Source organism: Roseovarius sp. A-2, assembly GCF_002072155.1.
Taxonomy (GTDB): domain Bacteria; phylum Pseudomonadota; class Alphaproteobacteria; order Rhodobacterales; family Rhodobacteraceae; genus Roseovarius.
The window spans coordinates 269,783-292,457 of sequence record NZ_BDIY01000003.1 but is presented as its reverse complement, the minus strand read 5'-3'; the positions used below and the strand labels follow the sequence as shown (position 1 = coordinate 292,457).

General features: G+C 64.9%; 24 protein-coding genes and 1 tRNA gene. 13 read left to right on the top strand and 12 right to left on the bottom strand.

The window, feature by feature from the left end:
- The first annotated feature begins 132 nt into the window (after window positions 1–132).
- Both BHD06_RS06755 and BHD06_RS06750 read left to right on the top strand, forming a co-directional pair.
- On the top strand, window positions 133–972 hold the full coding sequence (locus BHD06_RS06755; protein WP_080456221.1) for a universal stress protein: 840 nt from the start codon (window positions 133–135) through the stop codon (window positions 970–972).
- Between the two features lie 147 nt (window positions 973–1,119).
- Complete coding sequence (locus tag BHD06_RS06750) at window positions 1,120–2,673, top strand: trimethylamine methyltransferase family protein (protein WP_080456220.1); 1,554 nt, start codon at window positions 1,120–1,122, stop codon at window positions 2,671–2,673.
- A gap of 120 nt (window positions 2,674–2,793) precedes the next feature.
- Here BHD06_RS06750 and BHD06_RS06745 read toward each other — a convergent pair whose 3' ends face one another.
- Genes BHD06_RS06745 through BHD06_RS06730 form a run of 4 tightly spaced genes read right to left on the bottom strand, consistent with a single transcriptional unit; the run spans window position 2,794 to window position 7,261 of the window.
- Window positions 2,794–4,134: an FAD-binding oxidoreductase gene (locus BHD06_RS06745; RefSeq protein WP_139784652.1), complete on the bottom strand. Its 1,341-nt coding sequence runs from the start codon at window positions 4,132–4,134 to the stop codon at window positions 2,794–2,796.
- On the bottom strand, window positions 4,131–5,627 hold the full coding sequence (locus BHD06_RS06740; protein ID WP_080456219.1) for an aldehyde dehydrogenase: 1,497 nt from the start codon (window positions 5,625–5,627) through the stop codon (window positions 4,131–4,133). The genes BHD06_RS06745 and BHD06_RS06740 overlap by 4 nt, the downstream gene beginning before the upstream one ends.
- Before the next feature lie 3 nt (window positions 5,628–5,630).
- Window positions 5,631–6,548 (bottom strand): dihydrodipicolinate synthase family protein, encoded by a 918-nt coding sequence (locus BHD06_RS06735; protein ID WP_080456218.1) that lies wholly within the window; start codon window positions 6,546–6,548, stop codon window positions 5,631–5,633.
- A gap of 8 nt (window positions 6,549–6,556) precedes the next feature.
- Window positions 6,557–7,261, bottom strand: coding sequence for a GntR family transcriptional regulator (locus BHD06_RS06730; protein ID WP_080456217.1), 705 nt, complete (start codon window positions 7,259–7,261; stop codon window positions 6,557–6,559).
- Window positions 7,262–7,389: 128 nt separating this feature from the next.
- Here BHD06_RS06730 and BHD06_RS06725 point away from each other — a divergent pair, with 128 nt between their 5' ends.
- Entirely contained in the window at window positions 7,390–8,340 is a 951-nt protein-coding gene (locus BHD06_RS06725; RefSeq protein ID WP_080456216.1) for a GlxA family transcriptional regulator, read from the top strand.
- A gap of 58 nt (window positions 8,341–8,398) precedes the next feature.
- On the opposite strand, the gene BHD06_RS06720 is transcribed toward BHD06_RS06725, so the two are convergent.
- Both BHD06_RS06720 and fnrL read right to left on the bottom strand, forming a co-directional pair.
- Window positions 8,399–9,340, bottom strand: a complete 942-nt coding sequence (locus BHD06_RS06720) for a PhzF family phenazine biosynthesis protein (RefSeq protein ID WP_254892334.1) — start codon at window positions 9,338–9,340, stop codon at window positions 8,399–8,401.
- Window positions 9,312–10,055 (bottom strand): transcriptional regulator FnrL, encoded by a 744-nt coding sequence (gene fnrL, locus BHD06_RS06715; protein ID WP_080456214.1) that lies wholly within the window; start codon window positions 10,053–10,055, stop codon window positions 9,312–9,314. The genes BHD06_RS06720 and fnrL overlap by 29 nt, the downstream gene beginning before the upstream one ends.
- A gap of 71 nt (window positions 10,056–10,126) precedes the next feature.
- On the opposite strand from fnrL, the gene hemN reads away from it, so the two are divergent.
- A complete protein-coding gene (gene hemN / locus BHD06_RS06710) occupies window positions 10,127–11,482 on the top strand; it encodes an oxygen-independent coproporphyrinogen III oxidase (RefSeq protein WP_080456213.1) in 1,356 nt (451 codons plus the stop codon).
- Window positions 11,483–11,506: 24 nt separating this feature from the next.
- Here the strand turns inward: hemN and BHD06_RS06705 are convergent, their stop codons facing one another.
- From BHD06_RS06705 to BHD06_RS06695, 3 genes are read right to left on the bottom strand one after another with little or no spacing between them, the layout of a single operon-like run.
- Window positions 11,507–12,247: a 1-acyl-sn-glycerol-3-phosphate acyltransferase gene (locus tag BHD06_RS06705; RefSeq protein ID WP_139784651.1), complete on the bottom strand. Its 741-nt coding sequence runs from the start codon at window positions 12,245–12,247 to the stop codon at window positions 11,507–11,509.
- On the bottom strand, window positions 12,244–13,152 hold the full coding sequence (locus BHD06_RS06700; protein ID WP_080456211.1) for an ABC transporter permease: 909 nt from the start codon (window positions 13,150–13,152) through the stop codon (window positions 12,244–12,246). The genes BHD06_RS06705 and BHD06_RS06700 overlap by 4 nt, the downstream gene beginning before the upstream one ends.
- Window positions 13,149–13,826: a cell division ATP-binding protein FtsE gene (locus BHD06_RS06695; RefSeq protein ID WP_080456210.1), complete on the bottom strand. Its 678-nt coding sequence runs from the start codon at window positions 13,824–13,826 to the stop codon at window positions 13,149–13,151. The genes BHD06_RS06700 and BHD06_RS06695 overlap by 4 nt, the downstream gene beginning before the upstream one ends.
- A 171-nt stretch (window positions 13,827–13,997) precedes the next feature.
- On the opposite strand from BHD06_RS06695, the gene BHD06_RS06690 reads away from it, so the two are divergent.
- The 6 genes from BHD06_RS06690 (at window position 13,998) to BHD06_RS06665 (ending at window position 18,342) form a co-directional block, all read left to right on the top strand.
- Window positions 13,998–14,837 carry a zinc-ribbon domain-containing protein gene (locus BHD06_RS06690; protein WP_080456209.1) on the top strand — a complete coding sequence of 280 codons (840 nt, stop codon included), beginning with the start codon at window positions 13,998–14,000 and terminating at the stop codon, window positions 14,835–14,837.
- Window positions 14,838–15,177: 340 nt separating this feature from the next.
- Complete coding sequence (locus BHD06_RS06685) at window positions 15,178–16,338, top strand: energy transducer TonB (protein ID WP_080456208.1); 1,161 nt, start codon at window positions 15,178–15,180, stop codon at window positions 16,336–16,338.
- Between the two features lie 160 nt (window positions 16,339–16,498).
- Window positions 16,499–16,933: a hypothetical protein gene (locus BHD06_RS06680; RefSeq protein ID WP_080456207.1), complete on the top strand. Its 435-nt coding sequence runs from the start codon at window positions 16,499–16,501 to the stop codon at window positions 16,931–16,933.
- The gene (locus BHD06_RS06675) at window positions 16,930–17,583 is read left to right on the top strand and encodes a MotA/TolQ/ExbB proton channel family protein (protein WP_080456206.1); all 654 of its coding nucleotides are present in this window, start codon (window positions 16,930–16,932) and stop codon (window positions 17,581–17,583) included. Before BHD06_RS06680 ends, BHD06_RS06675 begins: the two co-directional genes overlap by 4 nt.
- A 25-nt stretch (window positions 17,584–17,608) precedes the next feature.
- Window positions 17,609–17,956, top strand: a complete 348-nt coding sequence (locus BHD06_RS06670; protein ID WP_080456320.1) for a biopolymer transporter ExbD — start codon at window positions 17,609–17,611, stop codon at window positions 17,954–17,956.
- Window positions 17,956–18,342 (top strand): biopolymer transporter ExbD, encoded by a 387-nt coding sequence (locus BHD06_RS06665; RefSeq protein ID WP_080456205.1) that lies wholly within the window; start codon window positions 17,956–17,958, stop codon window positions 18,340–18,342. The genes BHD06_RS06670 and BHD06_RS06665 overlap by 1 nt, the downstream gene beginning before the upstream one ends.
- Before the next feature lie 179 nt (window positions 18,343–18,521).
- On the opposite strand, the gene BHD06_RS06660 is transcribed toward BHD06_RS06665, so the two are convergent.
- Together BHD06_RS06660 and BHD06_RS06655 are read right to left on the bottom strand one after the other, a co-directional pair.
- A tRNA-Ala gene (locus BHD06_RS06660) sits at window positions 18,522–18,597 on the bottom strand.
- Window positions 18,598–18,681: 84 nt separating this feature from the next.
- Window positions 18,682–19,008, bottom strand: a complete 327-nt coding sequence (locus BHD06_RS06655; protein ID WP_080456204.1) for a TIGR02300 family protein — start codon at window positions 19,006–19,008, stop codon at window positions 18,682–18,684.
- A 112-nt stretch (window positions 19,009–19,120) separates the two neighbouring features.
- Here BHD06_RS06655 and BHD06_RS06650 point away from each other — a divergent pair, with 112 nt between their 5' ends.
- The 3 genes from BHD06_RS06650 to BHD06_RS06640 are packed head-to-tail and all read left to right on the top strand — an operon-like array spanning window position 19,121 to window position 21,661.
- On the top strand, window positions 19,121–19,813 hold the full coding sequence (locus tag BHD06_RS06650) for a M48 family metallopeptidase (protein ID WP_080456203.1): 693 nt from the start codon (window positions 19,121–19,123) through the stop codon (window positions 19,811–19,813).
- Between the two features lie 30 nt (window positions 19,814–19,843).
- Window positions 19,844–20,491, top strand: a complete 648-nt coding sequence (locus BHD06_RS06645; protein ID WP_080456202.1) for a GntR family transcriptional regulator — start codon at window positions 19,844–19,846, stop codon at window positions 20,489–20,491.
- Window positions 20,492–20,494: 3 nt separating this feature from the next.
- Window positions 20,495–21,661 (top strand): cation:proton antiporter, encoded by a 1,167-nt coding sequence (locus tag BHD06_RS06640; protein ID WP_080456201.1) that lies wholly within the window; start codon window positions 20,495–20,497, stop codon window positions 21,659–21,661.
- 6 nt (window positions 21,662–21,667) lie between these two features.
- Here the strand turns inward: BHD06_RS06640 and BHD06_RS06635 are convergent, their stop codons facing one another.
- Complete coding sequence (locus tag BHD06_RS06635) at window positions 21,668–22,630, bottom strand: acetyl-CoA carboxylase carboxyltransferase subunit alpha (RefSeq protein WP_080456200.1); 963 nt, start codon at window positions 22,628–22,630, stop codon at window positions 21,668–21,670.
- Window positions 22,631–22,675: the final 45 nt, after the last annotated feature.

Sequence of the window (22,675 nt, the reverse complement as noted above, 5' to 3'; positions counted from 1 at the left end):
TGATAGGATCGGAGTCAACTATCCTTGATCTGTGTCAAAACCTGAACGGCTATCTCTTGATCCGCGTCAAGGCGCCACCCCATATCGCTTCATATGCTGCATTCAAATGCAACACAGTCAAAGGAATGCGACATGACCTATAACAGCCTTTTCACAGTATTGTCCGACGAGTCGCTTGTCGACGAAATCCTTGACCACGCCATGGCCGCCGCCACTGAGCACGACGCGCATCTTGACGTACTCTGTCTCGGCGTGGATCGCAGCCAGTCCGGCTATTACTACGCAGGTGCGAGCGCCATCGTCTTGCAGGAAACCATCGCCCGCGCTCAGGAAGAGTCCGAAGCGATCGAGGCCAGAGCCCGCAAGGTTCTGGACGGGTCCGCCCTCCGCTGGGGCGCTGAGGTCGGCGTCAGCCAACTCGCCGATCTGGGACGCCATGTCGCGGCCCGCGCACGCTTTTCCGACATGGTCATTCTGCCGCAACCCTACGCCAAAGGGCGCGGGGCCGAACTTGAGCCAGTGACCGAATCGGCGCTCTTTGAAGGCCGCACCCCGGTCCTCGTGGCCCCCAAGGGCGGTACGCCCGTTCCGCGCCCGGCGCGCATCATGCTGGGCTGGAACGAAAGCAGCGAGGCGCTTGGCGCCGTTCGCGCCGCCCTGCCCCTGCTGAAGCGCGCGGATGTGGTACATGTCGTGGTCATCGACCCGCCCAGCCACGGCCCCAATCGTTCCGACCCCGGCGGTCTTCTGTCACAATACCTCGCCCGCCACGGCGTCAAGGTCGAGATCGACGTGCTCTCTAAGACCCTGCCGCGCGTCTCGGACGTGCTGTTGCGTCACGCGGGTGACATGGATGCCGACATGGTGGTGATGGGGGCCTACGGCCACTCGCGCTTCCGCGAGGCGGTCTTCGGCGGCGCGACCCGCTACATGCTGGAGCAAACGACCCTGCCGGTTTTCATGGCGCATTGACCGACTTGGGCCTTTCCTGAACAGGGCACCCGCAAAGGGTGCCCTTCATGTTTCCTGCGACATGTCGCTTTCTGCAAAAGGCTTTCGCAAAGCTGCACGCGGGGCGCGCGGGGCCTCCGCATCATGGCAGGCAGAAGGAGACCCGCCATGACAGCCCTGACCAAACCCCGTGCCCGCGCCGGTGGCCGCGCCGCGCGACGCTGCATCCGCAGCACGCCGAAATTCGAGATGCTCCCCGGTCTGACCCGCACGCTGCCCACATGTGAGGTGATGGATCCCGACCAGGTCGCGCGCATTGATGTGGCCTCCATGGACATCCTCGAAAACGTCGGCGTGGTGTTTCGCGACGAGATCGCACTTGCGGATTGGAAACGCGCGGGGGCAAATGTGGAGGGCGAGCGCGTCTATCTCGACCGTGGCCTTGTGCGCGAGCTCATTGCCACGATCCCATCGGATTTCACCTATCACGCGCGCGACCCGCAAAAGAACGTGCGCCTCGGCGGGCCGCATTCGATCTTCGTGCCGATGACCGGCGCGCCCTATCTGCGCGACCTCGACGACGTGCGGCGCAACCCGACGCTGGCCGATCTTGCGATGTTCCACAAACTCAGCCACATGATGCCCGCCCTGCATTCCAGCGCGCATCACATCGTCGAGCCCTACGATCACCCGATCAGCCAGCGGCACCTGCGCATCACCTATTCCTCGATGAAACACTCGGACAAGACCTTCATGGGGATGACGACCAGCCCCAGGAACGCCGAGGACGTGATGGAGATGTGCGCCATCCTCTTCGGCGAAGCGTTCATGGAGGAGCATCCGGTCACCACCGGCAATTGCAACGGCAACTCGCCGCTTGTCTGGGACGAGACGATGCTGGGCGCGATGCGCGCCTTCTGCCGCCGCAACCAGCCGGTGCTCTGCTCGCCCTTCGTGCTCGGCGGGGCCAACACGCCCGCCTCCGTGCCCGCCACCGTGGCACAACTGAATGCCGAAGCGCTGTCGGCGCTGGCCTATACGCAGGTGATCCGGCGCGGCTGCCCGGCGATCTACGGGCATTACCTGTCGACCGTCAGCATGAGATCCGGCGCGCCGATGGCGGGCACGCCGGAGATCTCCCTCATGAATTTCATGATCGGCCAGATGGCACGGTTCTACGGCGTGCCGTGGCGCACCTCGAACACGCTCGGCGGGGCCAAGACATTCGACGCGCAGGCGGGCTACGAGAGTGCAACGACCCTGTCGGCGGTGATCCATGCCGGGGCCAATTACATCTGGCATTCGGCAGGCTGGAACGAGGCGGGGATGCATTGCTCGGTTGCCAAGTTCGTGGTCGATGCCGAGCAATGCGCCATGGCGCATCGCATGGCCGAAGGCCCGCAATGGGGCGATTTCGATCAGGCGCTCGCGGCGGTGCCCGACGTGGGCCCGGGGGGCCATTACCTCGGCCATCCGCACACGCAGGAGAATTTCCAGACCGCCTTCTTCATGCCCGACCTGTTCGACAACAACTCGATCGAACAATGGGTGGCGGATGGATCGAAAGAGGTCACCGAGCGGGCTCTCGCCCATGCGCGCCGCTTGCTTGACGCCTATGTGGAACCAAATCTCGATCCAGGCGTTGACGAGGCACTCTTGGACTACATTGCGCGGCGCGAACGCGACATTCCAGCAGCCGACGCGCTTAACCAGGAGTATTGAGAAGTCCCTCCCTGAACTGACCCGCCCCTCGTGGCGGGTCCTTTTTTGGTGCAGGGCTTCTTTTTGGCAAAAATACTCCGGGGGAGTCGCCCGCACGGGCGACGGGGGCAGCGCCCCCGCTCACTCCGCGCCCGCGCGCCATTCCTTCCAGCGCAGCACCGCATTGGCCCCGATCTCGGCGAACGACTGCGGCGGCAGGCGCTTGGGTTCTGCCTCTGCGGCGAAATGCCGGGTGATGGCGCTGGTCTCACCACAGGCCAGCTCCGCAGCAGCCATTCCCGTCAGCGTGCCGCGCGCGGTACCGAGGCCATTCTGCACGCAACCCGCGTATAGCCCCGGCTCAACCTCGCGCATCACCGACACACCGTTGAGGCTCAGGCACAGGTGCCCGGCCCAGGCGTGTTCCATCCGCATCCCCGCAAGCTGCGGAAAGCGCCGGTCAAACTTGCGCTGCATCACGCGGGCGGCTCGGGTCATGTCCCCCTGCCGCGCCGCCATTCCGGGGCGCAGCACCGCGCAGGTCCGCGTGATAATCCGGTTGCCACCCTGCGCGCGGTCGATGCGGCGCATGGTGGTGCCCATCGGATCCGACGGCGTGACACCCCAGCGAGGCTGACCACCAAGGCGGCCAAGCATATCCACATCAAGCTCTGGCGTCATCGTTGCAAAGAGAAAGACCTGCATCAGCCGCCCGCGCGCGATCCCGAAGCTTTCCAGATGGCCATTCACCGTCAATATCACCTTGCCCGCGCTCAGCCGCCCGTTTGGCGCCTCCACCTGCCACGCGTCGTCCTGTCGGGCAATGGCGGTGACGGGACTCTGCTCATGGATCGCCACGCCGGCGCGCCGTAGCCCCTCGGCCAGCCCGCGCACGTAGCCCGCAGGCTGCAACATCACCGTGCCGGGGGTGTAGAGGCCCGAGCGGTAATGCGTACTGCCGGTCAACTCCTGCATCGCCTGCGCGTCGAGAATCTCGGAGGTCTCACCGAGACTGGCGAGGTGGCGCGCGTAGCTCTTGTTATGCGCGTGCGCCGTCTCGCTCACCGCGCCGTTGACCTTGCCCACGGGGTCGAAAAAGGCCGGGTCGATGCCGTAATCCGCCACCGCGTCGCGCCCGAAATCCTGAGCCAAACGGTTAAGCGCAATCATCGCCCGGTCGTCACCCGCCCCGGCGTAATCCTCACTGGTCAATTCATGCGGCAGGTCGATCATGAAGCCCGAGTTGCGCCCCGCCGCGCCCTCGGCCACGCGCCCCGCGTCGAGCACGGCGATGCGCGCATTGGGGGCAAGCTGCGTCAGCCGCCGCGCCGCCGACAACCCGGCAAAGCCCGCGCCGATCACCGCGAAATCGGCGGTGGCGTCGCCTTCGAGCGGGGTCGCGGCACCTTGCGCGGGCAGAATCGCGTTCCACGCGGCAGGGCCGAGATGGCGTGGGGTGAAGCGCGCGCGGTAACCGATCAATCCACCGCCTCATCCGCATCGTCGGCCAGATCAAGCCAGATAGTTTTCACTTGGGTATACTGATCATGCGCATGCAGTCCGTTGTCGCGCCCTCCAAAGCCCGATTGCCTGTAGCCGCCAAAGGGTGTGGAGATATCGCCCTCGCCGAAGCTGTTGACCGTCACCGTCCCTGCCCGCAGCATCCGCGCGCCGCGCAGCGCGCGCTTGGCGTTGGCGGTGAAAAGCGCCGCGCAGAGGCCGTAATCGGTGTCATTGGCCACCGCGATGGCTTCGTCGAAGCTGCCCACCTCGATCACGCTCAGCACGGGGCCAAAGATTTCCTCGCGCGCGAGAGGGTGGTCGTTGTCGGGCAGCATCACCACCGTCGGCGCGACAAAGCCGTTTTCCGCCGTGCCGCCGAAGACAATGTTGTCCGCCTGCTCGAGATAGCCGCAGACCTTGATAAAATGCCCCTCGCTCACCAGAGCGCCAACGCGCGTTTCGGGGTCGAGCGGATCGCCCACCACCCATTCGCGGGCATGCGACTCGATCCGCCGCAGAAGCGCGTCCCTGACGTCGCGATGCACGATCAGCCGCGAGGTGGCCGAGCAATTTTCGCCCATGTTCCAGAACGCGCCCTGCACGATATGCGCCGCGACGCGGTCGAGGGTCTCGGCATCATCCATGACGATGGCAGGGTTCTTGCCACCCATCTCGAGCACGATTTCCTTGGCGTTCGACTCGGCCGAATAGGCCAGGAAACGCTTGCCGGTCACGGTGGAGCCTGTGAAGCTCACCATATCCACATCCATGTGACGGCCCAGAGGTTCGCCCACCTCCGGCCCGCTGCCGGGCAGCACATTGAGCACGCCCCGCGGCAAACCGGCCTCATGCGCCAGTTCCGCCACCCGCAGCGCAGTGAGGCTGGTTTCCTCCGCCGGTTTCACGACGACCGAACAGCCCGCCGCCAGCGCCGGGCCGATCTTCCACGCCAACATCAAGAGGGGAAAGTTCCAAGGCAGCACAAGGCCCACCACGCCGATGGGTTCGCGCAGGACCATGGCGATATGATCGTCCGAGGCGGGGGCAACCTGATCGTAGATCTTGTCAATCGCCTCGGCGTGCCATTTGAGGCAATGGATCGTCTCGGGCACGTCCACCGTCTCGCAATCATAGATCGTCTTGCCCGAATCGAGGCTTTCCAGCACCGCCAGTTCGCGCGCGTTGCGCGACATCAGCCTGGCCAGCCGGATCAGCACCTCCTTGCGCGCGGAGGGGTGCAGGCGCGACCAGCGGCCATCGTCAAACGCCGCGCGCGCCTTGGTCACCGCGAAATTCACGTCCTCGGCAGCGCAGGCGGCCACCTCTGCCAGCGTCTCACCCGTAGCCGGGTTCAAACTGGCAAACGTCTTACCCGAGATCGCCGGGCGATAGCCGCCGTCGATGAACGCCCCCGTCGGCAGGTTGAGCGTGGCGGCAATGGCCGCATATTCGTCGCGTGTCAGCAAGCTCATGTTTCAGCCCTCCGCCGTGATAGTTGCGATGGTGGTTTTCAGCACGCGCACCACCTGTTCCAATGCGCGCTTGTCGTCCTTGTTGAGGCCCTTGAGGGGCGCGCGCACCTCGCCCGCGTCGATCCCTGTCATTGTCACGCCGTGCTTGATCGTCTGGATGAACTTGCCGCCCTGCTCCAGCACATGCATCAGCGGCAGCATGGCCGACATGATGCGTCGCCCTTTGGCAAAATCGCCTTGGGTGACGCAGGCGTTATAGAGCGCCACATGCTCGGCGGGCAGGAAATTGGAGCCGCCGCAGACCCAGAACGGCGCGCCCCAGGCGAAAAACTCCAGCGCCTGATCGTCCATGCCGCAGCCCATCTGGATATGCGGGTAATCGCGAGCCAGCAGGTGCACGCGGTTGATATCGCCCGAGCTTTCCTTGATGCCGCAGAAATTGCGGCTGCGGCCCACGCGGTCGAGGAATTCCTCGCCCATCATCGTGCCGGTGCGGCCAGGGTAGTTGTAGAGCATCACAGGAAGGTCCGCCGCGCGGTCGATGGCGAGGGCGTTGAGCGCATTCTCGCGATCCGTGGGCACGGCATAGGGGGGCGAGGCGAGCAGGATCGCATCGGCCCCGATCTCGCGCGCGGCCCGTGCCAGGGCGATGGAATCGTCGGTCAGCATCGCGCCGGTGCCTACGACCATCGGCACGCGACCCCGGATCATGTCATGCGTCAACCGCGCAAGCTCCACCCGCTCGGTGACGGTCTGCGCATAGTTCTCGCCGGTCGAGCCGCCGGTGATGATCCCATGCACGCCGCTGGCGATCAGGTGCTCGATCACCTCGCCCAAGGCGTCACGGTTCACCGCGCCATCGGGGTGATACGGGGTAATGACCGGGGTATAAATCCCGTCAAAGCGAAAGAGTGGCGTCATGGCGGTCCTCATGCGGGGCTGGGGCGGGTAATGCGGCCCATCGGCACATCAAGAGCCGTGGGCATCACGAAACGTTCGATCTCGTGGCGCGAAAGGTTCCAGTGATCCTCGGCCAATTGCGCGGCCTGCGCGTCGTCACGCGCGGCGATGGCCTCGATGATCGCATCGTGCTGGCGGCTGGCCTCGGCCACGTTATCGGCCATGGTGGTGTTTTCCGGACGGTAAAAGGTCATTGAAATTCGCGCATGGTCGATCAGCAGGCGATGGAACGAGGGCAGCAGATAGATATTGCCCGCCATCTCGCCGGTGATCTCGTGAAAGCGGTTATTCGCGAGCGTGCGGTCGGCTGTGGCACCGGTCCGCAGCGCGGCGCGGAACGTCGCTTGCGCGGCGCGCAAGGCGGCGATCTGGACGTCGGTGGCATTGCGCGCGGCAAGCCGCAGGATCGCACCATAGATCATCGGGGCGGCAAGGAAGAAATCGCGCAGCGTGGTATGCGTGAGATCCGCGACACGCGGCCCACGATTGTCGCGCAGGTCGATATAGCCAAGGCCCGCCAATTCGCGGAACACCTCGCGGACCGGAGTGCGCGACAGGTCGAACTCGGCGCAAAGCGCCGCCTCGTCAAGATCGTCACCGGGCCGGAGCGCAGCGGTAAGAATCGCGTGTCTGAGATGCGTCGTGAGCGTGCTCTTGCGATTTTTGGCGGCCATGTCCGGGCCTCCTCTGGCGTGAGAATTATCTTGCCTCCTATAATATACAGATTGTATACGCAATGAATAATTCTTGTCTCTCGGCGAAATCACCGTCAGACAGATCACAGCCCGCCGATGGACCTGCCATGACCAAGCCCCAGCATTTCACCTTTGTTCTGGTCGAGGAGTTCTCGCATCTCGCGTTTTCCTGCGCGGTGGAACCGTTGCGCATAGCCAACCTCCTGAGCGGCGAGGCGCTCTATCGCTGGTCCTTCGCGTCCGAGGACGGGCAGAGCGCCACCTGTTCCAACGGCTCGGTCACGCTCGTGCATCACGGCCTGGACACCCTGCCCAAATGCGACCGATTGTTCATCCTATCGGGCATCAACATGCGCACCCATCTGACCACGCCGCTCCTGGCCATGCTGCGCCGCGAGGCAAGACACGGCACGCCCATCGGCGCGCTGTGTTCGGGCGCGTGGATCCTGGCCGAGGACGGGTTCCTCAACGGCATGACGGCTGCGATCCACTGGGAATTCCACGACAGTTTCATGGAGCGCTTTCCCGAGGTAAATCTGGTGCGCAACGTGTTCGTGGCCGACGAGCGGCACCTCACCGCCTCGGGCGGCACTGCAACGGCTGATCTGATGCTGCATCTGATAGAGCGAGATCACGGCGCAGACCTGTCGATGGCGGTGGCAGACCAGATGGTCTATAGTGCTGCGCGCGAGGCGACGGCGGCACAGCGCGTGTCGCTTCAATCGCGCAACGGAATTCGCAACATCCACCTGACCCGCGCCATCCAACGCATGCGCGAGACCATTGAGGAGCCGCTCAGCCCCGCGCAGATCGCCGCCGAGATCGGCATTTCTACACGTCAGCTGGAGCGGCTCTTCGGCAAGTTCCTCAACACCTCGCCCAAGAAGTACTTCATGGAGCTACGCCTTGACCGCGCGCGCCACCTGCTGATCCAGACCGAAGCCTCGGTGATCGAGATCGCGCTCGCCTGCGGCTTCGAAAGCTCGGGCCATTTTTCCCGCGTCTATCGCGCCGCCTATGGCATTGCCCCGATGCAGCAGCACGGGCGTCTTTCCTGACTCTGTGCAGATCGGGAGCAACGACCACCACGCCAAGCGCTCTTGAAGATCGCGGACGTCAGTCCGGGCAGTCGATCCACCCATGACTGACCGGTACCGCGCTCCCGGAGACATGGACCTCGGACAGCGTGCCGTCCCGAATGGCGATCCGAAGACAAATCGTCGATGCACGCCCCATCTCGACCCCTTGATGCAGTGTGAGGCGCGTTTCGCCCTCGCTCAGACCACCGGCGGCGTGCAGTTGGGCCGCCATGATGGCGGCCGCAGAGCCGGTGGCAGGGTCCTCCGGGATTCCAGCCGTCGGGGAAAACATGCGCGCGCGGAAATCAGCCCCCTCGCCCTGGGGCAGCGGCGCATAGAGATAGATACTGTCGGCTTCGGCAATCTCCATTGCGCGGCTCCATGCAGGCTCGCTTGGGCGCGCCGTGGCCAAGGACGCAAGGTCGCGCACGGGCAGGTAGAGGTAGCTTGGACCACCCTGCCACAGGCCCGGCCCATGCGCGCCGGTTCCAATCGTTGCCGGGTCAAGCCCCACCGCAGCCGCCAATTCCCCGACATCGGGAAGGGCCCCGTGCTCGGGCGGGTGCGGCAGAACCGGGGCCCGAAACTCCGCCTGCAATCTTTCGCCGATGCGCGAGACCCTGACCGGCACGAGCCCGGCGACCTCCTCCAGCGTGATGGCGGTCTCGAAATCCACCTTCGGCGCCGATTTCAGCGCGAGGTGAATGGCGCAACCTATGGTCGGGTGCCCGGCAAATGGTATCTCGGCTGTCGGAAAGAAGATGCGCACTTTCGCATCATGCGCGGGATCGTCGGGTGATTGGACAAAGATCGTCTCCGACAGGTTGAACTCGCGCGCGATGGTCTGCATCTGCGCCGTGCTCAAACCGTCAGCGTTCTCGACAATCGCCAACGGGTTGCCGGAAAAACGCTGCTCGGTGAAAACGTCGTAGGTGGCGAAGCGCAACGGATCAGGCAAGCATCCCGCCATCGCTGTCATCACCCGCTTCGTCGAGCAGGCGATTGAAATCCGGGATGGTCACCCGGCGCTTGCCTTCGAGCGCGATCACTCCGTCCTTCTTGAGCGCCGAGACCTGACGGCTCACCGTTTCAAGCGTCAGCCCGAGGTAATCCGCCATCGCTTCGCGGGTCAGCGGCAGGTCGATCACCAGAGGGCCGCGCTTGCCCGCGATACTCAGCGCGGCATCCCGCCGCGCGATGATCGCGATCAGCGATGCGATCTTTTCGCGCGCCGTCTTGCGGCCCAGAACCAACATCCATTCGCGCGCGGCATCAAGTTCATCGAGGGTCATTTCCAACAGGCGCTGCGCGATATGCGGGGTGCGCGCCATCATCTCTTCAAAGGGTTTCTTGCGGAAACAGCACATCACGATATTGGTCGTCGCAACCACGTCATAGGCCGCACTGTCGCGGCCCGGGCGGCCCACGAAATCACTGGGCAGAAGCAAGCCCACCATCTGCGTGCGCCCATCCTCCATGGTCTGGGTCAGGGTTGCGATTCCCGTCACGACCGACCCTACAAAATCCATCGGATCACCGGACCAGATCAGCGTCTGCCCAGCCTCGAAACTGCGGTAATACTTGATCTGATCGAGTAGCTCCAACTCGTCCGACTCGCAGCGTGCGCAGACCGCCCGATGTCGGATCGGGCACTCCGCGCAGTCACGCGGTGCGGCGGTGGGTTCTTTCAACATCAAGGGTCACTTTTCCCGCGTTTTGATCTGAGTCAAGGCTCTCGTTCTGATTGTAACATAGCCCTAGGCGCATGGATACGCAAACTCAACTGGGCAAACTTGGTCTTTTTGACGCCAAAGTGCCACGCTACACCAGCTACCCGACAGCGCCCCATTTCAACAGCGCTGTGGGGCCCGATCATTTCAGCAGTTGGATCAAGGCCATACCGGAGGGCGCAGAGGTCTCTCTCTATGTGCATGTGCCGTTCTGCCGACGGCTCTGCTGGTTCTGCGCCTGCCGCACCCAGGGCACGCAAAGCGACAAGCCGGTCCAGGCCTATCTCGAAACCCTGAAAGCCGAGATCGCGATGCTGGGCGCGCATCTGCCCGAGGGGGTGCGCCTATCCCGCCTGCATTGGGGTGGCGGCACACCGACGCTCCTCTCGCCCGGCATGATAAGCGAGTTGGCCGGGGCCATCCGTGACATCGCGCCGTTCACCGAAAGTACCGAGTTCTCGGTCGAGATCGACCCCAACGAGATCGACGGCGCGCGTCTCGATGCGCTTGCTGCGGCGGGCATGAACCGTGCCTCTATCGGGGTGCAGGATTTCGATGACGAGATCCAGAAAAGCATCGGTCGCCTGCAAGGCTATGACATCACCCGTTGGGCCGCCGAGGAAATCCGCGCGCGCGGTGTATCCAGCCTCAATGCCGATATCCTCTACGGACTGCCGCACCAGACCAAGGCGCGGATCACCGAGAGTGTGCAAAAACTCCTGTCGCTCAACCCCGACCGCGTGGCGCTCTATGGCTATGCGCATGTGCCGTGGATGGCCAAGCGCCAGCAGATGATCCCCTCGGACGCCCTGCCCACCCCGCAGGAACGGCTCGCGCTTTTCGAGACGGCGCGGCGCCTGTTTCTCTGGGACGGCTATGACGAGATCGGAATTGACCATTTCGCAACCAGGGAGGACGGGCTGAGCGTGGCGCAGAGGGCCGGGCGCCTGCGCCGCAACTTCCAGGGTTACACCGATGACACAGCGGCGGCGCTGATCGGCCTCGGGGCATCGTCGATCTCGCGCTTCCCACAGGGTTATGCGCAGAACGCCCCCGCCACCGGAACCCATACCGGGGCCATCCGCGAGGGGTGCTTCTCGACCACGCGAGGGCATGTATTCTCCGACGAGGACCGGCTGCGCTCGCGGCTGATCGAACAGTTGATGTGCGAGTTCTGCATCGACGCCGACGAAATCACCCGTGAGTTCGACATCTCAAGCGCGGCCCTGCACGACATGCTCTCAAAGGTCGCGCACGCCTATGAGGGGCATCTGAAACTCGGTGACAGCGGGCTTTTCATCCCGCCGGAGGCGCGCCCGCTGACGCGGATGATCGCCCGGCAGTTCGACGCATACGAGATGAATGCCGACGGGCACAGTTCGGCGATCTGACATCCGGTCCGACGCTGTTGCGGATCAGCCGCCGCGCTCCGGGTCGAAGCCCGCCTCGCGCATCAGCCTGTTCGAGGCGGTCTCGACCTCCTCTTCGAGCCGCGCCATGAACACCTCCTTACCCAGCCCCGCCTCGATGCGCGGCAGGAATTCCACCACCGCAAGGCCCGGTTTACGCAAGATGCCCTTGCGCGGCCAGAACACACCCACATTGGTAGCCACCGGCACGCAATCCTGTCCCAATTCCTGATAGAGCACACCGGAGCCCACCTTGTAGGGGGCCTTGACACCCGGCGCGATGCGGGTGCCCTGCGGGTAGATGATCAACTGCCCGGGTTCCAACCGTCCCTTGCCGACATCGGCCACCATCTGCTTGATGGCGGCGCTGCGCTTGCCCCGGTCCACCGGCACGCAGCCGATGCGCAGCGCGTATTGCCCGATCACCGGCGCATACATCAATTCGCGCTTCATGATGAACTTGCCGGCCGGGACCGCGCCGTAAATCAGGATGATGTCGAGGAAACTCTGATGCTTGGCGACGATCAGCACCTCGTCGGAGGGCGGCGTGCCGCGCACTTCGGTGTGCAGCCCGACCATCCAACGCGCCGACCAGCGCACGACCCGGCACCACGCATGACAGGCCGCCAGCGCACCCTTGCGGCTGAGCAGCGCCCAGGGCAGGTAGAGCAGCCCCACGACCGGCATCATTGCATAGATGAATACCACGAAGACCAGTGACCGCAGCCATTGAACCACCTGCATCAGGGCATCTCCTCCAGCGTCTTGTGCGCCGCAGTCCGGGTCGCGGCAAACGCAACCACGGCCGCCAAAAGTGGCACCACCGGCGGCCAGAGCCGATGCCAGCCCTGAAACCCGAGCCCGGTGAGAAAACCGCCCGCCACCGCATCGGTGCTTGGCAGGGCGAGAATGGCAAGACAGGCCAGTGCCGTGCCGATGGCGGCCCCACCCAGGGCGCGCAGCGTGAAGCGCCGCACGAAGGCGCGCGCGATATAGCTGTCGCGCGCGCCCACGAGGCGCAGCACCTGTATGACCTGCGCGTTGGCGGCAAGGGCGGCGTTGGCCGCCAGCGTGATCATCGCCGCGGTCGCCCCACCGATCAGCAACAGCGACAGCCAGCCCAGGAGGCGCAGCCGGTCAGCGGCCTGCACCAATGGCGCGCGCCAACGTGTGTGATCGTCGAGCACCGCGCCCGGCACCTCGGCCTGAAGGCGCAGGCGCAGCCCCTCGGCGTCGAAACCATCACCCGTCTCGATCACCTCGATCAGGCGGGGAATGGGCAATTGGTCCAGCGGCAGGTCCGGGCCGAACCACGGCTCCAAAAGGGCCGCCTGTTCGGCATCGTCGAGCGCGCGGGCGCGCGCCACGCCGGTCGTCGTCTCCAAAACCCGCAGCGCTGCGGTCGTTTGCGCCGCCATCTGCGCCTCGGGGGCCGAAATGCGCACCGTTGCGGTGCGCGCCAGCTCATCCCCCCAACGCTCGGCCAGACGGCCCGTCGCCAGTGACAGCGCCAGTGCGAACACCGCCAGAAACGCCATCGCCCCCGCGCTGAACAGCGTCAGCCAGGCGGTGAACCCGGTGGGCGGCACCACACGGTCGGCCTGCACATCCCCGATCAGCAGATCGCCCAAGGCACGGATATCCAGTTTCACAGATCCGCCCCCGCCAGTTGCAACCGCCGCGCCGCGATCCGCAGGACCCGCGCCTGCACATGCGCCTTGGCGGCCCGGATCAGCGCCAAATCATGCGTAGCGATCAGGATCGTCTTGCCCATGAGGTTAAGCTCGATCAGCAGGCGCAGCAGGCGCTGCGACATCTCCCAGTCGACATTGCCTGTGGGCTCATCGGCAAGGATCACGTCAGGCGACATGATCACCGCGCGCGCCAGCGCCGCGCGCTGCCGCTCGCCGCCCGACAATTCTGGCGGCCGCGCCTTGGCGCGCTCGCGCAGGCCGACCCAGCCGATCAATTCCTTGAGATTGGCCCCTTCGGCCAGCAAATCGCGCCCCGACACGCTGAGCGGCAGGGCGATGTTGTCCTCCACGCTGAGGTGATCGAGAAACTGGCAATCCTGATGCACCACGCCGACACGCCGCCGCACCGTGGCGATATCGTCGCGCGCCATTTCGCGCCGGTCCTGCCCGAACAGGCGCAACTGCCCGGATGTTGGCACCAACGCGCCGTAACACAGCTTCAAGAGCGTGGTCTTGCCTGCCCCCGATGGCCCGGTCAGGAAATGGAATGACCCGGGACTGAGCGACAGCGACACCTCGCTGAGCAACTCGCCCCCGCCATAGTTATAGGCCACGTCCTCTAGCTCGATCACCGGCCACCCCTCGTAACGCGTATCCTCCCTAAATGCCCCAGAGGCCACACATGTGCAATGATCGAGCGCGTGATTCGCTTTGCTCTTTTCCCACAGCAAGGAACCGCTTATGCTTCCCTCAGAGACTAAGGCCCGGGTAACGGTAGCAGGAAACAGGCGACAGGTGGCGTGATGAGGCTGACTTGCCCGAATTGCGGGGCGCAATACGAGGTGCCAGAGGCGGTGATCCCGACCACTGGACGTGACGTGCAATGCTCCAATTGCGGCGATACCTGGTTTCAGAACCACCCCGATCACGCGCCCGCCGAACCCGATGAGCAGGTCGATGAGCCGGGCATTTCGCCGGACCCCGTCGCGCAAGATGCCCCGGCTGAGCAAGCCGTCGTTCCCGAGCCGCCGCCCGCTCCGCAGCAGCCGTCCGCACAACGTAGCCTCGATCCGAATGTCGCAGGCATCCTGCGCGAAGAAGCCGAGCGCGAGCGCGCTGCCCGTGCCGCCGAGACCGCCGGTGCCGTCGAGACGCAACCCGATCTCGGCCTTGCGGATCCCGAACCCACCGAGGACGAGCGCAGCCGTCAAGCCCGTGCTCGCATGGAACGACTGCGCGGTGCCGACCCGGTCGAACCGTCCGGGATGGAAGCAGACAGCACTCAGGACACAGACGCTCCGGCTCAGGACGATATCGACCCATCGTCGCGGCGCAACCTCCTGCCCGACATCGAAGAGATCAACTCCTCCCTGAGTTCGGTCGGCGAGCGCAACGATCCGGTGCCCGCCGCACTTCCCGACGAGATTCCGCTGCAGGCCCGTTCCGGCGGGTTCCGGTCTGGCTTCCGGTTGGCCCTGATCACCTTCGTTTTGGCCACCATTGTCTATCTTACCGCCCCGAGCCTGGCGCAGATGATCCCAGCCGCCGAGGCCCCGCTCGCGCAATATGTCGAGGCGGTGGACGCAGCACGGGTACAGTTGAACGAGCTCGTGGCGCGCGTGCTGGCCGGAATGGGCGGCTGACACGGCCCACAGTTGCATCTCGGGCAGGCCCGGCTGGAAACAACCGGCCGGGCAGGGCTGCCCCGTAACCGACATCTGATTCCCGGGACGGGGCATTGCTGGCAGATGACCTCTATTCACAATGATGACGGATGCCCTACCTTGGGGATAATCTTTGCGATAAAAGCGAAAGGTATTGGCCGGAGGACCTGGCCTGCGCGGACGGTACTCGGCGCGCCATGTCGGACAGATAAGGAGCGCGACCATGTCGTGTCATCATCTTGCCTTTACCAGATCTCGCAGGCACGCGTTGGTGCCTGATGGTTCTGCCCGTCGTACTGTGCCGCGCCCGCATCCCTGAATGACCAGGGGGAGGATCTATGCCGCAATCGCCGCCGTTGTGCTGTCCCTGCTCCTGCACGCACTGGGGCTGAGGGTCACGTCAAGCGACGATCAGCCCCCCGTGTCCGAGGACAGGACCGCTGATGTGACCGATGTCGGGCGCGCGTTCGAGGATTTCGCCGAAACCACGGTCGAGACTGCGGACCCCGAACCGGCCTCGCCCCCCGAGACGCCAAGCGTGACATCCCCTGAACAGGTGACAGAGGAAACCCCGATGACGCAGGCGCTAGTGGCCTCCGACAATCCTCAGGACGTCACGGCACCCGATACCGGAACGGTCGATGTGGTGGCGCCTGACGCCGTCGAGCCGTCCGTGAGCGAGGCCGCCGCTCCCGAAACCTCAGAGCCACCGGGGGGCGAAGATGACAGAATCGAAAATTTGCCGGTCTTGACGCCGCTCGAACCCGACATGGTGGCCGAAACTCCGGACGGGACAGGGGACGAACACCCCGAACAGATCGAACCGGAGACCGTCGAGGCGGCCACCGTTCCACCCGCAGAGACCGTCGCGCCCGTGCCTTCGCCAAGCGCCGCGACCGGCCCGGCCCCCGAAGTGCAACAGCCCGTGCTGCCGGAGATCACGGTGGCACCCGCACCCGATGACCCAGAGACACTGACCGCGCAGGACAGCGAGGAGGCAACTAGCTCGGCCGTCACAACATCGCTGCGCCCTCCGAAAGAGCGGCCATCGGTGCCCACCGCAAGGGCGCGCGCAGGCACTCCGGCAGGGCGTTCGAGCGGCACGATCGAGTCCCCCCTTACCGCTTACAAACGCACCGGCATCGACCCGTTTGCCTCTGGCAGCAGCGGTACGCAGACCGGAACGTCAGGCTTCAGCGGGTCTCGCAATCCCGGGAACGCGAGCACGACCAATTACGTCGGTCGCGTGCTGATGCAGCTCAACCGGTCCCCGGTTGTCTACCCTGCCGCCCACGGGACGGCGCAGGTGTCGTTCGCGATCAATCCCGACGGGTCAGTGGCCTGGGTCAGCATCCTCTCCAGCTCCGGCTCCGGGGATATCGGACGCGCTGCCTCGGCACAGGTCAGAAGCGCGGCCCCCTTTCCGCCACCACCGCAAGGCACCAGTCAACGGCTGGTCTTTCTCTATCGGAACAGGTGACCACATGAGCTTATGCACATGCCTTCCGCTCTCGAACGAAACCGCCTCCCCGGTGGCGATGCCCTTCGCGGAGACGGCGCGGCGCGGGCCCGAACTTGACATGTCAACGCACCGTATCTCAACTCGGCAGGCGCGGTGCCTCCATAAAAGGAAGATGCAGATGAAAATAATGCGACTTGTGGTTGCGACGACCATCGCCAGCCTCGGCTTTGCCTCCGCAGCCGTGGCGCAGGACACGGACATGGGTGAGGCCGTGGCGATTGAACTGAACGCGATGACCCACAACGAGGGGAGCTGCACCCTGACATTCATGGTGACCAACGGGCACGCCAGCCAGATTGAGAAGGTAGTCTACGAAACCGTCCTGTTCGACAGCGCGGGACAGGTCGAGCGGCTGACCCTCTTTGATTTCGGCACCCTGCCGCCAGGCAGACCCCGGGTGCGTCAGTTTTCCATCCCGGGCATTGCCTGCGATGAGATCAGCCAGGTCCTGATCAACGGCGCCCGCACCTGCGAGGCCCCGGATCTCGCCGACACCGCCTGCGAGGCTGGTCTGATCCTGCAAACCCGCACCAGCATCGGGGTGATCGGATGACACAGGTTCTTGAGGGGCTGCGGCAGATCGCCGATCTCGGCGGGCCAGTCGTGATGATCCTTCTGGCTGTCTCGGTGATCACGCTGGCGACCATTCTATACAAGCTCTGGCAGTTTTTCGCGGTCGGCGTGGGCCGACACCGGGCCTTGAAAGAGGCGGTTGCCGCCTGGGACCGGGGCGATCGCAGCACCGCGGCGAGCGCGTTGCAGAAGTCCAGAAGCTATCTCGCGCCGGTGATCGAAATGGCTTTTGCGGCAGGACCGGAAGACGCCACGCGGCTGGAGGCCGAGGCCGAGGTACGGTTTGCCCGGCTGGAAGGCGGGTTTCGTCTGCTTGACAGCGTTGCGCAGCTTGCCCCTCTCCTGGGTCTGTTCGGCACGGTGCTGGGAATGATCGACGCCTTCCAGTCGCTGCAATCTGCCGGCACGCAGGTCGATCCATCGTTGCTGGCGGGGGGCATCTGGGTGGCGCTGCTGACCACCGCTGCGGGTCTTGCCGTGGCGATGCCCACGGCGATGGTGCTCAGCTGGTTCGAAGGGCGGATGGATGCCGAGCGCGTGACCGCCGGGCGTGCGATCGCCTCGGTTCTGCACCCCCAGGGTGGTCGCAAATCCGCCGCAAGCATCGCGGCGGAGCCCGCCCATGCGTAGGCAGGTCCGGCGGCGGCGCCTGTCGATGACATCGCTGATCGACGTCATCTTCCTTTTGCTGCTTTTCTTCATGCTCTCCTCGACCTTCTCGCGCTTTGGCGAGGTGGAACTCTCCACCGCCAGTGCGGGCAGCGCGGGCAGCAGCGACGTCGAAAGAAGCTTTTTGCAATTGGGTGAAGAAACGCTTCGCGTGAACGGACAGGATGTCGGATTGACGGGTTTACCGGAGCGATTTGCCGACATGTCGCCCGAGGCGGACCGATTGCAGGTGATCGTCAGCATGGCGGACGATGTGACGGCACAGCGGTTGACCGACCTTCTCGTGGTTCTTCGCGGAATTGACCGGCTCAGTATCAGCGTGTTGGGGTCGTGATGCGCAAGCAGAGACATAGCGCGCGAATCGAGCCGACGATCGCCCTGATCAATGTTGTCTTCCTGATGCTCGTCTTTTTCATGGTCGCCAGCACCATCGCACCGCCGATGGACCGGGATCTGAGCCTCGTGCGTACCTCCGATCTCGACGGTCGCGCACCACCCGATACGCTTGTCGCGCATCCGGACGGCAGGCTGACATACCGGGGCGAGGCTGTCGCCTCGGCGCAGGCTTTCTATGCCACCCGTCCCGAAGACGCGCCCGACGAGGTACGCATCGTGCCCGACAGGGCGTTGCCCGCGACAACCTTGGTCGATCTGGCGCGAGAGTTGCGCGCCGCAGGGGCCTCCAGCGTGGTGATCGTGACGCAACGCGGGTTGGAGTAGATGTCAGCGATGTCTTTGGGGATGGCGGCGCGGTGATAGTAGACTGCGCCACGGCGGGACAAACGGGTGTGTCCGGGCATGTTTTCGAGACGCCTCACTGTAACACCTCAGCGTAACAGTTCCCGATAGTTACCACAAAAGAACACCAACTTACTGATTTCAATGGGTCTAGTGGTGGATGGTGGAGCCTAGGGGGATCGAACCCCTGACCTCTTGCATGCCATGCAAGCGCTCTCCCAGCTGAGCTAAGGCCCCGAAACCAAGCCCGCATAGGGCCGTGCGCCGCTATCTAGGCAAAGCGGCGGGCGGGATCAAGAGGAAAATCCCGCCCCAACTTCTTTACATCTCGTTGTCGTCCGAGGCGACGTCGGCGATATCGTCGAGCGAGACATCCTCGTCCTCGTCATCCTCCAGAAGATCGTCGTCGATCTCCACATCGACATCGTCATCATCGTCGATCAGGTCGCTGCTTTCCTCTTTAGCAGTCCCCTTGAGCTTCTTGGTTTCCGCGTCCTCGGCATCGGGCCGCATGGAGCGGGTCTTGCCGGTGGCCAGTTCCACCACCTCGCCGGTATAGGGGCTGACGATCGGGGTCTTGTTCAGGTCGTAGAAGCGCTTGCCGGTGGTTGGGCACAGACGCTTCACGCCCCATTCTTCCTTGGCCATGGGTGATCCTCTTTCACTGACATCTCTTGCAGGTGATCCGCGTCCCCTGCCATAACGCCCTTGCGCTGTCAAAGGCTTTGCGGCGGCATGCGACACCCGGTTCGGAGGGCATATGGGCCAACATCTCCTGTCAGGCAACCCCCCTGTCGCGGTCAGCCTGCGGCACAGCGCTCGCGCGCGGCGAATTTCGCTGCGGGTCTCGGGGCTTGACGGGCGCGTGACGCTGACTGTCCCGCGCGGGGTGAGCGAGGCCGAGGCACTGAAATTCGCGGCCTCCAAAGGTGACTGGCTGCGCACGCAGCTGGCCGAGCGACCGGACTGCCTGCGCGTGGGACCGGGGATCGAGGTGCCGGTCGAGGGGCGGCTTTTGCGAATCGGGTCTGGGGCGGGACGGGGCGTGCGCCTGACCGCCGATGCAATCGAGGTGCCCGGGCCTGACGCGCAGCTGCCCGCCCGGCTCGAAGGTTGGCTCAAGGCGCGTGCGCGCGACCGACTTGCAGCCGCGTCGGATAGCTATGCGGCACGGCTCGGTCAGGGCTATTCCCGCATCACCCTGCGGGACACCCGCTCGCGGTGGGGGTCATGCTCGTCTCGCGGCGCGCTCAGCTATTCCTGGAGGCTGATCATGGCCCCGCCCGAGGTGCTGGATTATGTCGCCGCGCATGAGGTGGCACATCTCGCCGAGATGAACCATTCCCCAGCGTTCTGGGCGGTGGTGGCGCGGCTCTCGCCCGACTACGAGGCCCCGCGCAAATGGCTGCGCCGCGAGGGGGCCGCGCTGCACCGCTATCGTTTCAGCGATTGACCGGCGCGCATTTTGTGATCACATAGACGCATGCTCATTTCGCCCCGCCCCGATCCGGCCCCGGCGGCCCATGACCGCGTCTATCGCGGCTTGCGCTCGCGCGTCATGCATGGCGAGATCGGCCCAGGCCAGGCGCTGACCCTACGCGGCATCGCCGCCGAATTCGAGGTCTCGATGACCCCCGCGCGCGAGGCGCTGCGCCGTCTCTCCGCCGAAGGCGCGCTCACCATGTCGAACTCGGGCCGCGTTTCGACCCCGGAACTCAGCAATGAACGGATCGAGGAACTGGCCGCCCTGCGCTCGCTGCTGGAGGTGGAACTGGCGAGCCGCGCGTTGCCACGCGCGCATATCGCGCTGATCGACCGGCTTCAGACCATCAACGCCCGGATCACCGAGGATATCGCCCGTCAGGATGCCGTCGCCTATATCCGCCGCAACCTCGAATTTCACCGCACGCTCTATCTGCGGGCGCAGGCCCCGGCGATGCTGGCCATGGCCGAAACCGTCTGGCTCCAGCTTGGCCCAACCATGCGCGCACTCTACGGGCGGCTGCGGCGCAAGGATCCACCGCATTGTCACCGTCTGATGATCGCCGCGCTCAAGGCGGGGGACGAACCGAGCCTGCGCCTCGCGGTACGCTCGGACGTGACGCAGGGCCTGCGCATGCTGGTGGGCTGAGCGGTGGAGTTGGCACCGCTTCTGATCACGCTTGGCGCGCTTTTTCTGGCGGGGCTCGTCGCCGACACGGTCGGGCGGCGCACCCGCCTGCCTCGGGTCACACTGCTGTTGGCCTGCGGGATCGCGGTTGGTGGCTCTGGCCTTGACCTCATCCCGCCGGAAATGCGCTCGCTCTACGATTTTCTGTCGGTCATGGCGCTCACCATGGTGGCGTTTCTTCTGGGCAGTTCCCTGACCCTCGACCGGCTGGCACAGCACGGGCGGGCGATCCTGCTGATCTCGGTCTGCATCGTTCTGATCACCATGGCGGTGGTCAGCCTCGGGCTTTGGCTCGCCGGTCTGCCTGCCCCGGTGGCGCTGCTTTTGGGGGCGATTGCCACGGCAACCGCGCCCGCCGCGACACAGGACGCGATCCGGCAGGCGGGGGCCGAGGGGCCGTTTGTCGATCTCATCCTCGGGATCGTGGCCATCGACGACGCCTGGGGGCTGCTTGCCTTTTCACTGGCCGCCGTCGGCGCGCATATGCTCTCGGGGGGCGCGGGCACGGGGCTGCTCACCGGCGCGTTGTGGGAGATCGGCGGCGCGGTGGCGCTTGGCGGCCTCATCGGCTGGCCCGCCGCTTATCTCACCGGGCGGCTCAGCCAGGGCGAACCACTGGAGACCGAGGCGATCGGCCTGGTCTGTCTCACCGCCGGTCTGGCGATCTGGCTCGACGTCTCGTTCCTGATCACGGCCATGGTGACGGGCATGCTGATCGCCAACCTCGCCCGTCATCACGAGCGCGCCTTTCACGAGATCGAACACCTGCAATGGCCATTCATGGTGCTCTTCTTCCTGCTGGCAGGCGCACGGCTCGACCTGTCGCTGTTGGCCGGGATTGGCCTCATTGGTGGGCTTTTCATCCTGCTGCGAAGCACCGCGCGCATCGCAGGCGGATGGATCGGTGGACGGCTTTCAGGGGTTTCGGCATTGGACCGCAATTGGTGTGGGGCAGCACTCCTGCCGCAGGCGGGGGTCGCCGTGGGCATGGCGCTGATCGCGGCGCGTGAGTTTCCACAGCATGGCGAAATGATCCTCACCCTCACCATCGGCTCCACGGTGGTGTTCGAACTGATCGGCCCGGTCATGACCCTGATCGCCATTCGCCGGGTGCAGGGGGCGCGGCGTTGAACGCGCTCAGGCCGCCAACCCTTGCTTGCCCAGATCGAGAAACTTCTGTCGGCGATCCTTGATCAAAGCCTTGCGGTCCTTCTTGGACAATTCGCTCAGCATCGCCTGAATGGTCTTGCCCACCGATTTGATCGTCGCCGCAGTGTCGCGATGCGCACCGCCCAAAGGCTCGTCGATGATCCGGTCCGCGACACCCAGCCTGATCAGGTCCTGCGCGGTCAGGCGCAGCGCCTCGGCGGCCTCGCGCATCTTCTCGGCATCCTTCCACAGGATCGAGGCACAACCCTCGGGGCTGATCACCGAATAGACGGAATGTTCCAGCATCGCCACGCGATTGGCGCTGGCAAAGGCAACCGCCCCGCCCGAACCGCCCTCGCCGATAATAACCGACACAAGCGGCACACCGATCCCGAGACAGGTCTCGGTGGCGCGCGCGATGGCCTCGCTTTGGCCGCGCTCCTCAGCGCCCTTGCCGGGATAGGCGCCGGGCGTGTCCACCAGCGTGATCACCGGCAGGCCAAACTTGTCGGCCATCTCCATCAGGCGCACCGCCTTGCGATAGCCCTCGGGCCGCGCCATGCCGAAATTGCGCGCCAGACGGCTCTTGGTGTCGTTGCCCTTCTCATGCCCGATCACCATCACCGGGCGATCATTGAGGCGCGCAAGCCCGCCCATCACCGCCTCGTCCTCGCCAAAGGCGCGGTCGCCCGCCAATGGCGTGTATTCGCTGAAAAGCGCGTCGATATAATCGCGGCAATGCGGTCGGTCGGGATGGCGCGCCACCTGGCATTTGCGCCACGGGCTAAGCGTCTTGTAAAGATCGCGCAGCAGCTCGGCAGCCTTGCGGTCGAGCGCGCCCGCCTCGTCCTCGACATCCTTTTCCTCGCTCGTGCGCGCCAGCGCGCGCAATTCTTCGGCCTTGCCTTCGATTTCCGCCAGAGGCTTTTCAAAGTCGAGGTAATGGGTCATCGCTGCGCCGTCTCCGTGATTGCCGTGGCGTTATATGGCTGGCCT

Coding starts and splice junctions, on each gene's coding strand:
- BHD06_RS06720 (WP_254892334.1), bottom strand. CDS start 9,340: ATGACAGCGATGGCGGGATGCTTGCCTGATCCGTTGCGCTTCGCCACC.
- BHD06_RS06755 (WP_080456221.1), top strand. CDS start 133: ATGACCTATAACAGCCTTTTCACAGTATTGTCCGACGAGTCGCTTGTC.
- hemN (WP_080456213.1), top strand. CDS start 10,127: ATGGATACGCAAACTCAACTGGGCAAACTTGGTCTTTTTGACGCCAAA.
- BHD06_RS06750 (WP_080456220.1), top strand. CDS start 1,120: ATGACAGCCCTGACCAAACCCCGTGCCCGCGCCGGTGGCCGCGCCGCG.
- BHD06_RS06730 (WP_080456217.1), bottom strand. CDS start 7,261: ATGGCCGCCAAAAATCGCAAGAGCACGCTCACGACGCATCTCAGACAC.
- BHD06_RS06665 (WP_080456205.1), top strand. CDS start 17,956: ATGCGCAAGCAGAGACATAGCGCGCGAATCGAGCCGACGATCGCCCTG.
- BHD06_RS06645 (WP_080456202.1), top strand. CDS start 19,844: ATGCTCATTTCGCCCCGCCCCGATCCGGCCCCGGCGGCCCATGACCGC.
- BHD06_RS06740 (WP_080456219.1), bottom strand. CDS start 5,627: ATGAGCTTGCTGACACGCGACGAATATGCGGCCATTGCCGCCACGCTC.
- BHD06_RS06650 (WP_080456203.1), top strand. CDS start 19,121: ATGGGCCAACATCTCCTGTCAGGCAACCCCCCTGTCGCGGTCAGCCTG.
- BHD06_RS06680 (WP_080456207.1), top strand. CDS start 16,499: ATGAAAATAATGCGACTTGTGGTTGCGACGACCATCGCCAGCCTCGGC.
- fnrL (WP_080456214.1), bottom strand. CDS start 10,055: ATGTTGAAAGAACCCACCGCCGCACCGCGTGACTGCGCGGAGTGCCCG.
- BHD06_RS06735 (WP_080456218.1), bottom strand. CDS start 6,548: ATGACGCCACTCTTTCGCTTTGACGGGATTTATACCCCGGTCATTACC.
- BHD06_RS06670 (WP_080456320.1), top strand. CDS start 17,609: ATGACATCGCTGATCGACGTCATCTTCCTTTTGCTGCTTTTCTTCATG.
- BHD06_RS06655 (WP_080456204.1), bottom strand. CDS start 19,008: ATGGCCAAGGAAGAATGGGGCGTGAAGCGTCTGTGCCCAACCACCGGC.
- BHD06_RS06675 (WP_080456206.1), top strand. CDS start 16,930: ATGACACAGGTTCTTGAGGGGCTGCGGCAGATCGCCGATCTCGGCGGG.
- BHD06_RS06690 (WP_080456209.1), top strand. CDS start 13,998: ATGAGGCTGACTTGCCCGAATTGCGGGGCGCAATACGAGGTGCCAGAG.
- BHD06_RS06685 (WP_080456208.1), top strand. CDS start 15,178: ATGACCAGGGGGAGGATCTATGCCGCAATCGCCGCCGTTGTGCTGTCC.
- BHD06_RS06635 (WP_080456200.1), bottom strand. CDS start 22,630: ATGACCCATTACCTCGACTTTGAAAAGCCTCTGGCGGAAATCGAAGGC.
- BHD06_RS06725 (WP_080456216.1), top strand. CDS start 7,390: ATGACCAAGCCCCAGCATTTCACCTTTGTTCTGGTCGAGGAGTTCTCG.